This is a genomic window from Streptomyces sp. NPDC025721, from assembly GCF_055558595.1.
Genome location: NZ_JBVHMF010000016.1, coordinates 79,443 through 91,784, shown reverse-complemented (window position 1 = coordinate 91,784; position 12,342 = coordinate 79,443). Strand labels below are relative to the sequence as shown.

Below are 12,342 nucleotides of genomic sequence, written 5' to 3'. Positions count from 1 at the left end.
TGCACTCAGGCGGTGGCGGGTGTCACCAATGAGGCGCCTTCGGCGTACGCCAGCGCCGCCGCGGGGAGCGGGGCCGACCGGCCGTTGAGGACGACCTCGATCCGGCCGCCGCCGGTCGCCCGGGCGGCGGACCCCGCACGGCGCAGCGCCTGCGCGGCGACGGCGTCCGCCGAGCCGTACAGCACGGCGCCGGGGACGGCCGCGGCGATCCGGTCGGCGACGAGTTCGTAGTGCGTGCAGCCGAGCACGATGGCCCGCGCTCCGGCGGGGGTCAGCGCCGCGGCGGCGGCGACCGCGGCGGCCACGGCCGCGGTGTCGCCGTGCTGCACGGCGTCCGCGAGACCGGGGCAGGGCACCTCGGTGATGTGCGCGCCGTTGCCGAATTCCGCGATCAGTCCGCGCTGGTACGCGCTGCCCGTCGTCGCGGGCGTCGCCCAGATGGCGAGGGAGCCGCCGGCCGCCGCCGCGGGCTTGATCGCGGGCACGGTGCCGACGACCGGCACGGCCGGTTCGAAGGCGGCCCGCAGCGCGGGCAGCGCGTGCACGGTCGCGGTGTTGCAGGCGACGATCAGCGCGTCGGGCCGGTGCGCGACCGCGGCCCGCGCGCACTCCAGCGCCCGCCCGGTCACGTCCTCCGCGCCGCGCGGACCCCACGGCATTCCCTCGGGGTCGGACGACAGCACCAGATCCGCGTCCACCCGCAGCCGCCGTACGGCCGCCGCCGCCGCGAGCAGTCCGATCCCGGAGTCCACCAGTGCGATCTTCACCCCGCCACTCTAGCGACGCCCCCCGCCCCGCCGCCGCGTCACCACCCACGACCCGCCCACGCCCCGATGCGGACCCCCGCACCGCCGGAGCCGCCGCCGTGCGGCGGTCGGAGGTTCGGCCCGATCCGCGTCGAGGAGGGCGGGGGCGCCGGGTGGCAGGGGGCCGCGCCCCTGCGGATGGGGCCATGGCGGCGGCCCGGACCGAAGTCGTCGCCGCCGCAGGCGGTGGGTATCGCAGCCGCCGGGCGGCCGTCGGCGGGCAGGGAGGCGGTCCGATCGGGCTTCGGGGAGGGCGGGGCGCGGCGGGTGGTGGGGGGTGGGTGCGGCAGACTGCGGGGCGTGACGGTGTTGATGGTGATCGCAGGGGTGTCGTTGCTGGCCTGGGTGTGGCTGGTGGTCGGGCAGGGGGGTTTCTGGCGGACCGATGTGCGGCTGCCGCGGCGGGGCGCGCTGGACGAGTGGCCGTCGATCGCGATCGTCGTGCCCGCGCGCGACGAGGCCGAGGTGATCGGGGTGAGCCTGCCGTCGCTGCTGGCCCAGGAGTATCCGGGGCACGCCGAGGTCTTCCTGATCGACGACGGCAGCACCGACGGCACCGGGGACCTGGCCCGCGCGCTGCACGACCGGCACGGAGGTCTGCCGCTGACGGTCTCCTCGCCCGGCGAGCCGCCGCCCGGCTGGACGGGCAAGCTGTGGGCGGTGCGGCACGGCATCACGCTGGCCGCCGAGCGCAGCGGCCCCGACTACCTGCTGCTGACGGACGCCGACATCGCCCACCGGCCGGACAGTCTGCGCGAGTTGACGGCCGCCGCGGTCTCCCGCGACCTCGACATGGTCTCGCTCATGGCACGCCTGCGCGTGGAGACGGGCTGGGAGAAGCTCATCGTCCCGGCCTTCGTGTACTTCTTCGCGCAGCTCTACCCCTTCCGCTGGATCAACAAGGCCCGCTCCCGTACGGCCGCCGCCGCGGGCGGCTGCGTGCTGATCCGCGCGTCGGCCGTGGCCGCCGCCCGCGTGCCCGACTCCATCCGGCAGTCGGTGATCGACGACGTGGCGCTCGCCCGCGCGGTGAAGCGTTCGGGCGGCAGGATCTGGCTCGGGCTCGCCGAACGCGTGGACAGCGTGCGGCCCTACCCGGACCTGGGCGAGCTGTGGCGGATGGTCTCACGCAGCGCGTACGCGCAACTCCGGCACAATCCGGCGGTGTTGCTCGGCACGGTGCTCGGGCTCGCGCTGATCTATCTGGTGCCGCCGCTCGCGGCGGTCGGCGGCGCGATCGCCGGGGCCTGGCCGCTGTGCGCGCTGGGGCTCGCGGCGTGGGCGGCGATGGCGGCCAGTTACGTACCGATGCTGCGGTACTACGGTCAGCCGTGGTGGCTGGCGCCGACCCTGCCGTACACGGCGGCGCTGTATCTGCTGATGACCGTCGACTCCGCGGTCGAGCACTACCGCGGCCGGGGCGCGGCCTGGAAGGGCCGCACCTACGCGCGGCCCGACGCCTCCGTCTAGGGCGCGTCGGCGCCCAGCCCGTCGGCACGGAGCCCGTCGAGGCCCGCGCCAAGTCCCTTCAGCCACGCCTCACTTGCGGCCCGGCGTCCAGTTCAGGCCCCAGCCGTACGCGTAGTCCGTCGTGCGCTGCGGGCTCACGCCACGCCTGGGCACCAGATAGCGCGCCTCGCGCCGTACGACGAGGTCGTCGCCCTCGCGGACCAGCAGCGCGAGGGCGCAGACGTTGGACTGCACGGTGCACTCGTCGAGGACGAAGTCGACCGGGGCGCCGTACTGCGGCTGGAGCGTGACGGTGGCGTGCAGTCCCGCGAAGCTGCGGGCGCCTTCGTAGATCGTGACGAAGACGAGGATCCGCCGGAAGTGGGCGGTGTGGTCGAGGTTGACGGTCAGATTCTCGCCGGACGCGCTGCCGCCGGTGCGGTCGTCGCCGTCGAGCAGGATGAACGGCGGCTGGTAGAGCGAGCCGAAGGCGTTGCCGAGGGCCTGCACCACACCCTTGCTGCCGTCGGAGAGTTCGAAGAGCGCGCACAGGTCGAGGTCGACGCCGCCGCCCTTGCGGAACCGCCCGCCGCCGCGGGCCGGGTCGACCCGCCAGCTCAGATTGACCCGCAACGCGCCCGTGGCGCCGCCCTGTTTGGTGAGCGAGACCGCCGGCGCGTCCTTGGTGAGCGTGACCTTGGACAGCCGTACCGGCGCGGGTGCCGAAGCCGGAACGGGCGGCGCCATCGGGGCGGGTGGTACGACGGGTACGACAACGGTCGGCTCCGGAGCGACGGCACGCGTCGCCTCGGGCAGAGGGTGGGACATGGGCTCGGACATGGGCTCAGGTACGGGCTCGGGTACCGGCTCTGGCACCACGTCCGGCAGCCGCTCCGGCAGTTGATCCGCCCGCAGCCCGTACGCGGCGCCCAGCCCCGCGAGCCCGGAGCCGTACCCCTGCCCGACCGCCCGGAATTTCCAGCCGCCGCCGCGCCGGTAACACTCGCCGAGGACGTACGCCGTCTCCGCCGTGGCCCCCTCGCAGTCGAAGCGCGCGACCTCCGCTCCCCCGTCGGTGACGCGCAGCCGCAGTCCGGGGATCCGGCCGAAGGTGCCGCCGTCGGAGCGGGCGACGATCAGCACGGAGGTGACGGCCGTTTCGACGGACGTGAGGTCAACCGAAAGAGTGTCAGTGACCGTGCCTGCGGCCGGGTCCGGATCCGGCGTTCCACCAGCCGCGTAGCGCACCGCGCCGGAGGGGTGCACGGGTGCGGCGGCGTGCACCAGATCGTCCGCATCGCGGGCCCCGGTGTCCGCCACGAGCAGCGCGCAGACGTCGGCGCGCGGGATGCCCGTACCCGCCCGCCTGGTGAACTCCACCTGGAGGACCGCCGTGGGCAGCGGCATGTTCTCGCCCTTGCGCAGCGTCATCGGATGCCCCCTCGCACGTGCGCCGAGACGCCCGGTAACACCAAGGACGCACGGCTTTTACCTGATCACATCATGAGACGCTGACCGTTTTCCCCGGATTCGCTCATATTGGGGACAGGACCGCGCAACACGCAGCGCAAACAACCCGCTAATCGGTCTCCCCAACGACCACATCGTGGGCTTAACTTATGGCTCATGAGCTCCCCCCGCGGTTCTTATGGTGGCGGCTACAGCGGCTACTACCCCTCGTCCTCGTCCTTCCCGGACACCCCGATCTACGACAGCCTCGTGGCCGAGCGAGGCACACCGCAGATCGCCCCCATCCGCGTGCCGTCCTACACCCCGTACGAGACAGGCACCGGATACAGCGGCTACCCCGGCAGCAACCTTCCCGCGCTGCCCGCGCTCCCGGCTCTGCCGTCGGGGCCGTCGGCCCCCTCGCCGCAGTACACCCAGCCGCAGCCCGCCGCGCAGAACGGCTACCCGACGCCCGCGTACCAGCCGCCGCCCGCGCCGTACATCCCGCAGCAGACCGCCGCCCCGCGCGGCGGCTTCAACGGGAACGCCTTCAACGGCGGCAACGGCGGCGCTTTCAACGGCGGCGGCTCCAACGGGACGGGCACCGGCAACGGTTACAGCAACGGCGGCGGGTACCCGGCGCAGCCGCCGCAGCCCTCCCCCTCCGGCTACGAGGCCGCGCGGCCGGTGCCGCCGCGTCCCGTACCGCCGCGGCAGGCGCCCGGCGGCCACCCGGAGGAGCAGTATCCGCGGCGCAATCTCGGCCAGGGTGTTCCCCCGGCCGCCGGAGGCGGTTACTACCAGGGCTGATCAGGTACCTCCCGGGCCGATCGGCCCGGCGCGCGTGCTGGCAGGATGGCGGTATGACCTCGACCGTCCTCAGCGCGCTGCACATCTACCCGGTCAAGTCGCTGCGTGGAATCAGCATGCGGACGGCGGTCGTGGAGCCGTGGGGGCTCACCGCTGACCGCCGTTGGATGCTGGTCGACCGCGAGCGGGGCAAGGCCGTGACACAGCGGGAACAGCCGCGTATGGCGCTGCTGGCCGCCGAACCCGTGGGGGGTGGCGGTCTGCGGCTGACCGGTCCCGGGCTGCCGCCGCTTGATGTCGCCGTGCCTGAGCCGGGTCCGCTGGAGACGGTGACGCTCTTCGCCCACAAGATCGAGGTCGTGCCCGCGGGGCAGGCGGCCGACGACTGGTTCAGCGGGTATCTCGGCCGCCCGGTGCGGCTGATGCACATGGACGACCCCGCGGTCCGGCGGCCGGTCGACCCCGATTTCTCCGCGCCGGGCGACATGGTCAGCCTCGCCGACGGCTTTCCGCTGCTGGTGACCACGACCGCCTCGCTCGCCGCCCTCAACTCGCTGATCGCGCAGGGCGAGCGGGCCGAGGAGGGCCCGCTGCCGATGAACCGCTTCAGGCCGAACGCGGTCGTGGACGGCACCGAGGCGTGGGCCGAGGACGACTGGCGGCGGGTACGGATCGGCGAGGTCACCTTCCGCGTCCCCAAACCCTGCGGGCGGTGCGTGATCACCACCACCGACCAGGGCAGCGCCGGGCGCGGCAAGGAGCCGCTGCACACCCTCGGCAAGTACCGCAGGATCGGTTCGAGTCTTGTTTTCGGCCAGAATCTGATCCCCGAGAACCCCGGAACCCTACGGGTCGGCGACCCGTTGACCATCGTGGAGTAACGCGTCGCCGCGGCGCTCCCGCGACCCCCGCGGATCCACACGCATGAGTCGCGCCGTTTGCGGTAGTTGAACGGGTGTGAAGGGGGTCCGTCCATGAATCGCCAGAGTCGGCAGCGTCACCGCACACGGCTCAGGAAGTTCGGCTGGCGGTGGCGGCGCAATCCGCTGCGGCGCCGCTCCGATCTCGTCGAGGCATGGCTCGGCGTGGCCACCGTGGTGCTGCTCTGCGCGACCCCCGCGCTCGGCTGGTGGGCGGGCAGTTCGGTGGACCGGGCCCTCCAGCGGGTGGTGCGCACCGAGAACGCGCAGCGGCGGCTGGTCCCCGCCACCGTGCTGGATCCGCCGGACACGACGACGCCCGTGGTCGCCGACAAGGTCGGCACCGCCGATCCGCGCCGCGGCGATCTGCTGCGCTGGAAGTCCCCGGACGGCGAATCCGTCTACAGCGCGACGGTGCCCGGCGACATCGAGGTCTGGCGCAAGGGCGGTATCTGGCTGTGGACGGACCGCTCGGGCGAACTGGTCGCGCCACCGCTGGATTCGGCCACCGCCGCCACGCACTCCGTGCTGGCGGGCACCGCGGCCGCGACGTCCGCCGCCGGATTCCTGATGATCGTACGGCAGTTGGTGATGTGGCGGCTGATGAGCCGCCGGCTGACGAGCTGGGAGCGGGACTGGGCCCGCGTCGGCCAGGACTGGGGCCGCGCGGGAGCGGGCGGCTGAGCGGCGCGACAACCGGGCGGGACCGCGGGCGGACCGGTGTTCGTCAACAGCCGCCTTCCGCGCACGCTACGGTGGGTCCCCGGTCAGCAGATGCAAGAGGTGGGGGCACAGCAGCCCGATGGCACATGGCGTGGTCCAGGTGACCAATCCGAACAGCTCGCGGTGGCGCCGCCGCACGGGCGAGTACGAGTCCCTGGCCGCCGCGGTCGAAGCGGCGGCGGACGGTGACATCCTCTCGGTGAGTTCAGGCACCTACCGGGAGAATCTGGTGCTGGACCGCGCGGTGACACTGCGCTGCGCCGACGGCGCCGGGACGGTACGGATCGCCCCGGCCTCGGGCGTGGCGCTGACCGTACGGGCCGCCGCGACCGTCCAGGACCTCGTGGTCGAGGGCCAGGACATCTCGGCCGCCGCCCTGCTCGTCGAGGCGTGCGCGCCCGAGCTGACGGGCCTGCGGATCAACACCCGTTCCGCCGTGGGCCTTGAGGTGCGCGACGGCGCTCGGCCCACGGTGCGGCAGTGCACGGTGGACAATCCGGGCGGCCTCGGGATCAGCGTGCTGGACGCCGCGGGCGGGCTGTTCGAGGAGTGCGAGGTGGTCGCCGCGGGCCAGAGCGGGATCGCCGTACGCGGCGGGGCCGCGCCGCGCCTCGAGCGCTGCCGGGTGCACAACACCTCGGGCTCCGGCCTGTCGGTGACCGGCGAGGGCAGCGCCCTGGAGGCGGTGGGCTGCGAGGTCTACGAGATCCGCGGCAGCGGTGTGCAGGTCTCCGCGCGCGCCTCCGCGCACTTCACCGACTGCCAGGTGCACCGCACGACCGGCGACGGCATCTCGCTGGACACCGACGGGGTGCTGGCGATGGCGGACTGCGACATCCACGACATCCCGGAGAACGCGGTCGACCTGCGGGCGCGTTCGGTGCTGACGCTGACCCGCTGCCAGGTCCGCCGCTTCGGCCGCAACGGCCTGTCGGTGTGGGACCCGGGCACCCGCGTGGACGCCAACCAGTGCGAGATCCACGACAGTACGGGCGACTACCCGGCGGTCTGGGTGAGCGACGGCGCCGTGGCCATACTGGATTCCTGCCGGGTCCACGACGTGCCGGACGCGCTCTTCGTCCTGGACCGGGGCTCGCGCGCCGATGTCGTGGACACCGACTTCTCGCAGATCCGCAACACCGCGGTGTCGGTGAGCGACGGTGCGAACGTCCAGCTCGACGACTGCCGGATCCGGGAGGCCGCCACCGGCGCCTGGTTCCGCGACCACGGCAGCGGCGGCACCCTCGCGCAGGTCACCATCGACGACACCGCGACCGGGGTGATCGTCACCAAGGGCGCCGACCCGGCGCTCGACCGCTGTACGGTCACCAACGCGGCCGAGTCCGGCATCTACGTCTCGGCCGAGGGCCGCGGCACCTTCACCGCCGTCCGGGTCACCGGCAGCCGCGGCTACGGCTTCCACATCATCGACGGCTGCCGGTCCACGCTGACCCGCTGCCGTACCGAGCGCTGCGCGCGCGGCGGTTACGAATTCGCCGAGCCGGGCCCGGTCACCGAGGACTGCACCAGCGACCGGGCGGCGACGGAGGCCGATCCGGTGCCGGTGCCCTCGGGCGCCGCGACCGTGCAGCAGGCCGCGGCGACACAGTCGTACGGGCTGCTCGGCGGTGTTCCCGAGCAGCGTCCGGTGGCCGAGACCGCGCCGCCCGAGCAGGTCGCGCGGGACAGCGACGACGTGCTCGGCGACCTGGACGCGCTGGTCGGCCTGGACAGCGTCAAGCGCGAGGTGCGCACGCTGATCGACCTGATCGCGGTCGGCCGCCGCCGCCAGGAGGCCGGGCTGAAGGCGCCCTCGCTCCGCCGCCACCTGGTCTTCACCGGCTCCCCCGGCACCGGCAAGACCACGGTGGCCCGGCTGTACGGGGAGATCCTGGCGTCGCTCGGTGTGCTCCAGCGCGGCCATCTCGTCGAGGTGGCGCGGGTGGACCTGGTGGGCGAGCACATCGGGTCGACGGCGATCCGTACCCAGGAGGCGTTCGAACGGGCCCGCGGCGGTGTGCTGTTCATCGACGAGGCGTACGCGCTGGCCCCCGAGGACTCCGGGCGGGACTTCGGACGCGAGGCGATCGACACGCTGGTGAAGCTGATGGAGGACCACCGGGACGCGGTGGTGGTGATCGTCGCCGGGTACACCGCGGAGATGGAGCGCTTCCTCGCCTCCAACCCCGGTGTGGCGTCGCGTTTCTCACGGACCATCACCTTCGGCGACTACACCGCGGAGGAGCTGCTGCGGATCGTGGAGTCGCAGGTCCTGGAGCAGGAGTACCAACTCGCGGACGACGCGGGCGAGGCGCTGCTCAAGTACTTCACCGCGATCCCGAAGGGTCCGGGGTTCGGCAACGGCCGCGCGGCCCGGCAGACGTTCGAGGCGATGGTCGAGCGGCACGCGGGACGGCTGGCGCAGGTCGAGGAACCCACGCACGAGGAGCTCCAGTTGCTCTACCCGGAAGATCTGCCGGAGCTGCCCTGAGCGGGCAGCGCGGTCGGCGCCGGGGCGGACCGTACGGCCCGCTCCGGCCCTGACCGCGCCAACTCGGCGAGCAGCGCCGTGCGTTCCTCGGCGAAGGCCGGGTCGGCCTGGAAGTCCGAGTGCCCGAGCACCGGTTCCGGCAGCGGGTGGTACAGACTGCGGCCGTACGCGACGGGGTCGAGCAGCGGACCCCGGTCGACGTACGGCGCGGCCGAACTGCCGTGCTCGTCCTGTGCGTTGGAGCGGGCGCCGAGGTGGACGGGGCCGCCGATCGGGTCGGTGCGGCGCCACAGATTGCGCCAGGCGTGCATGTCATCGTGCAGCGCGCGCAGCCGGTCGGGCCCGAAGTGGGCGGGGAACCAGCGGCCGTAGAGCCGGGCCAGCGGACAGCCGTAGGTGAGCAGGGCGACGCGGGCGCGGGTGGCCGGGTCGAGCTGCCAGACCGCGGCGGCGGCCAGGACGCTGCCCTGCGAGTGGCCGGACAGGATGATCCGGCCGCCGGTGCGCCGCGTCCAGGTCTGGATCCGCCAGCTCAGGTCGGGCACCGCGCGCTCGGCGTAGCAGGGCGGCGCGAAAGGGTGCGCGGCGCGCGGCCAGAAGGTGCCGACGTCCCACAGGATGCCGACCGTGCGGCGCGCGGAGGCGTCGCGGTACGCCCGCCGTCCCAGCGCGATCAGCGCCACCACTCCGGCGCCGACCATCCAGGAGCCGAGCGCCTGCGCGGTGCCGGCGACCGCGTCGAGGACGCCCGGCGCCCCGGCGGCGGTCTCCCCCGGTGTGCGGCCCGAGCGCAGGGCGCCCACGAGGGCCCCGGCGCCCAGGGCGAACGACGCCGCGCACACCACGGCGATCAGCGTCGGCGCGGTGTCGGTCAGCCCGGCGCGGGCGAGGGTCCCGGCGATCTGCCGGGTCCTGGTCCTGTGGTGCGGCTCGTCCGGGTACATCCGCTCGACCTCCGCGCGCAGCTCCCGCTCCCGGCGCCGCAGCCGCCACATCACCGCGGCGGCGCACAGCAGGAGCACCGCGAGGACGGCGGGGATCACGGACGCCTCCCAGGTCAGCACGGCGGGCGGCCCGGCCAGCGAGCTGCCCTTCTCGCCGGGCGTCGGACCCCGGTCCAGCCAGTCCGCGCACCGCTGCGCCACCCCGCCGGTCAGCACTCCGCCCATCGCGCAGGCCAGCAGCGCGACGGCGGGCCCGGCGAGCCCGCGCAGCGCGACCCCGCGGTCGGCGGGCAGGTCGTCGGGGGCGTCGTCAGGTGAATCGTCGGGCGCGTCGGCGGACCCGGGAGGGGCCGCGGACGTCGGCGCGTACTCCGGCGGAGGCGAGCGGTGCAGGAGCAGCGCCGTCACCGCGAGCGCGGCGATCAGCGCGCCCTGGAGCACGGTGAGCACGGTGAACGTCTGGGCGGCGGGCAGTCGTCCGGCGGAGGTCCAGCCGGGCCGGTGCCAGGCGCCGTAGACGACGGCCGCGGTCAGTGCCGCCGCCGTGCCGTTGAGCAGGACCCGCGTGGTGAGCCGGTCGGTGGTGTCGTCCACGTCGTTCTCGGTACGGCGGGCCCGGCACGCGGCGACGACGGCCGCCGTGCCGAGGACAGCGAGCAGCCCGGCGAGCGTCCAGCCGACCGCCGGGAGCGCCCGCCCGCCGTGCCCGTGGTCGTAGCGCAGGGCCGGGACGCACAGGGCGGCGGCGACGGTGAGCAGGCCGGCGGCGGTGTGGGCGGTGCGCAGCCGGGCGACGGACCGGCGGCCGTACCAGAAGCCGGGCAGCGCGAGGGCGGGGGTGCCGGAGCAGGGCGGCGGGGCCTGCCGGTCGTTCGGGCGCTGCGACTCGTACGCGTACCAGGTGCGGTGGGACAGCCACCACAGCAGGCAGGTCAGGGCGAGCGGTGCGGTGGCGGCCAGGGCGAGGCGGCGGCCGGGCTCGCTCCACCAGCCTCCGCGCTCGACGGCTGCGAAGCCGAGCCACGCCTTGTCGCGGGCGCAGGCGGCCCGGCCCGCGCACTGCCACGCGACGATGTCGAGGGCGACTTCGCAGGCGGCGGCGACCAGCAGCACGGTGAGGGTCAGCGCGATCAGCCGGACGAGGACGTCGTAGGCGCGGCGCAGCCGGTGCCGGGTGGACGGCGGGCGCATCCAGTGCGCCAGGTTGGCGATCATGAACGGCAGGAGCAGCAGCCACAGCGCGCGGCTGCCGTTGCCCGAGGTGAGGTTGGACCAGCAGTACGCCTCGGCCACCGGGCCGTCGCGGTGTTCCTCGGGGTGCGCCTCGGCGTCGGCGTCGCGGACGCGGCGGTGTATCCCGGCGATGTCGTCGCCCGCGACGCAGACGATGCGGGAGTCGTCGAGCATGAGGGCGGGGGTGGTGCCGCCGACTCCGTGGACGAGGAGTTCCAGCGCGAGCGTCTCGCACGTACCGGCTTCGAGTCCGGTGTTCGCCTCGGGTTCCGCTTCGGCTCTCGCCTCCGCTTCCGCCGCCCGCGCGTCCGTTCCGCCTTCCGCTCCCGCTCCCGCTCGTGGTGACACCGCGTCCCCCGTCCCTCGCTGTTCCCTCCGGTGGTGCCCGCCCGGCCCGTGGGCAGCCGTCAGCCCGGCAGCCGTGCCGTAATCGTGATGTCGATGGTCGGAAGTCGTACCGGTCCGGTCACCTGACGTACACGCGATGTCGCCGCTCATGGAAAGATGACCGCAGCACGTCGGTGGACGGCATCGCGGACAACGAGACGGACGGGACGGGGTCACGGGTGAGCGACAACCAGAACCTGCTCGCGGAGCAGCGGCGGGCCCTGATCCTCGACGAGGTGCGGCGGCGCGGCGGTGTCCGGGTCAACGAGCTGACGCGGCGGCTGAACGTCTCCGACATGACGGTGCGGCGCGATCTCGACGCGCTGGCCCGGCAGGGTGTCGTGGAGAAGGTGCACGGCGGCGCGGTGCCGGTCGTCGAGGCCAGCAGCCACGAGCCGGGCTTCGAGGCGAAGTCGGCGCTTGAGCTGGGCGCGAAGGAGGCCATCGCGCGGGCGGCGGCGACCCTGGTCACGCCGGGCAGCGCCATCGCGCTGGCGGGCGGCACGACCACCTTCGCGCTGGCCCACCATCTGCTGGACGTGCCGGATCTGACCGTGGTCACCAACTCGGTGCGGGTCGCGGACGTCTTCCAGTCGGGGCAGCGGCGGACCGGCGCCCACAGCGGCGAGGCGAGCGCGACCGTGGTCATCACCGGTGGTGTGCGCACCCCGTCGGAGACGCTGGTCGGCCCTGTCGCGGACCGGGCGATCCAGTCCCTCCACTTCGACCTGCTCTTCCTCGGCGTGCACGGCATCTCCGTGGAGGCGGGCCTGTCGACGCCGAACCTCGCGGAGGCCGAGACCAACCGGCAGTTCGTGCGGTCCGCCCGCCGCGTCGTGGTGATCGCCGACCACACCAAGTGGGGCACGGTGGGCCTGAGTTCCTTCGCCTCGCTGGAGGACGTGGACACTCTCGTGACGGACGCGGGCATTCCCGAGGTGCTGCGCGCGGAGATCGCCGAGCACCTGTCGGAGCTGATGGTCGCCGAGGAGCCGGAGGGCTCGACGGGCGCGGCCGACAACTGACCGCCCGGCTAAGGGTGTTCAGGACCTCGGCTCAGTTCGTATAGGGCTTCGGCCCAGGCCGTCCAGGGACTCGGCTCCGGTCGGTCAGGGACTCGACCCAGCCCG

General features: G+C 74.0%; 9 protein-coding genes. 6 read left to right on the top strand and 3 right to left on the bottom strand.

Annotation, left to right across the window (positions count from 1 at the left end; genetic code table 11):
- Window positions 1-5: 5 nt before the first annotated feature.
- Window positions 6-767: a glutamate racemase gene (locus ACZ4EF_RS22430; protein ID WP_391050165.1), complete on the bottom strand. Its 762-nt coding sequence runs from the start codon at window positions 765-767 to the stop codon at window positions 6-8.
- Between the two features lie 351 nt (window positions 768-1,118).
- Here ACZ4EF_RS22430 and ACZ4EF_RS22425 point away from each other — a divergent pair, with 351 nt between their 5' ends.
- Window positions 1,119-2,276, top strand: a complete 1,158-nt coding sequence (locus ACZ4EF_RS22425; RefSeq protein ID WP_355344119.1) for a glycosyltransferase — start codon at window positions 1,119-1,121, stop codon at window positions 2,274-2,276.
- 69 nt (window positions 2,277-2,345) lie between these two features.
- Here ACZ4EF_RS22425 and ACZ4EF_RS22420 read toward each other — a convergent pair whose 3' ends face one another.
- A complete protein-coding gene (locus tag ACZ4EF_RS22420) occupies window positions 2,346-3,686 on the bottom strand; it encodes a TerD family protein (protein WP_467506237.1) in 1,341 nt (446 codons plus the stop codon).
- A gap of 195 nt (window positions 3,687-3,881) precedes the next feature.
- Here ACZ4EF_RS22420 and ACZ4EF_RS22415 point away from each other — a divergent pair, with 195 nt between their 5' ends.
- From ACZ4EF_RS22415 to ACZ4EF_RS22400, 4 genes are all read left to right on the top strand, one after another.
- Window positions 3,882-4,514 (top strand): DUF6643 family protein, encoded by a 633-nt coding sequence (locus ACZ4EF_RS22415; protein WP_355343905.1) that lies wholly within the window; start codon window positions 3,882-3,884, stop codon window positions 4,512-4,514.
- A 53-nt stretch (window positions 4,515-4,567) separates the two neighbouring features.
- Window positions 4,568-5,395, top strand: a complete 828-nt coding sequence (locus ACZ4EF_RS22410; RefSeq protein WP_355343902.1) for an MOSC domain-containing protein — start codon at window positions 4,568-4,570, stop codon at window positions 5,393-5,395.
- A gap of 93 nt (window positions 5,396-5,488) precedes the next feature.
- Window positions 5,489-6,118 (top strand): Rv1733c family protein, encoded by a 630-nt coding sequence (locus tag ACZ4EF_RS22405; protein WP_355343899.1) that lies wholly within the window; start codon window positions 5,489-5,491, stop codon window positions 6,116-6,118.
- Window positions 6,119-6,236: 118 nt separating this feature from the next.
- The gene (locus ACZ4EF_RS22400) at window positions 6,237-8,648 is read left to right on the top strand and encodes a right-handed parallel beta-helix repeat-containing protein (protein ID WP_355343896.1); all 2,412 of its coding nucleotides are present in this window, start codon (window positions 6,237-6,239) and stop codon (window positions 8,646-8,648) included.
- Here the strand turns inward: ACZ4EF_RS22400 and ACZ4EF_RS22395 are convergent.
- Entirely contained in the window at window positions 8,618-11,044 is a 2,427-nt protein-coding gene (locus tag ACZ4EF_RS22395; protein WP_467506271.1) for a hypothetical protein, read from the bottom strand. The two genes, ACZ4EF_RS22400 and ACZ4EF_RS22395, sit on opposite strands and share 31 nt — an antisense overlap.
- Before the next feature lie 347 nt (window positions 11,045-11,391).
- On the opposite strand from ACZ4EF_RS22395, the gene ACZ4EF_RS22390 reads away from it, so the two are divergent.
- Window positions 11,392-12,237 carry a DeoR/GlpR family DNA-binding transcription regulator gene (locus tag ACZ4EF_RS22390; protein WP_188286022.1) on the top strand — a complete coding sequence of 282 codons (846 nt, stop codon included), beginning with the start codon at window positions 11,392-11,394 and terminating at the stop codon, window positions 12,235-12,237.
- The last annotated feature ends 105 nt before the right edge of the window (window positions 12,238-12,342 follow it).

What these genes read in the sequence shown, in the direction of transcription:
- ACZ4EF_RS22425 (WP_355344119.1), top strand. Translation starts at nt 1,119, where the DNA reads ATGGTGATCGCAGGGGTGTCGTTGCTGGCCTGGGTGTGGCTGGTGGTC.
- ACZ4EF_RS22420 (WP_467506237.1), bottom strand. Translation starts at nt 3,686, where the DNA reads ATGACGCTGCGCAAGGGCGAGAACATGCCGCTGCCCACGGCGGTCCTC.
- ACZ4EF_RS22415 (WP_355343905.1), top strand. Translation starts at nt 3,882, where the DNA reads ATGAGCTCCCCCCGCGGTTCTTATGGTGGCGGCTACAGCGGCTACTAC.
- ACZ4EF_RS22410 (WP_355343902.1), top strand. Translation starts at nt 4,568, where the DNA reads ATGACCTCGACCGTCCTCAGCGCGCTGCACATCTACCCGGTCAAGTCG.
- ACZ4EF_RS22405 (WP_355343899.1), top strand. Translation starts at nt 5,489, where the DNA reads ATGAATCGCCAGAGTCGGCAGCGTCACCGCACACGGCTCAGGAAGTTC.
- ACZ4EF_RS22400 (WP_355343896.1), top strand. Translation starts at nt 6,237, where the DNA reads ATGGCACATGGCGTGGTCCAGGTGACCAATCCGAACAGCTCGCGGTGG.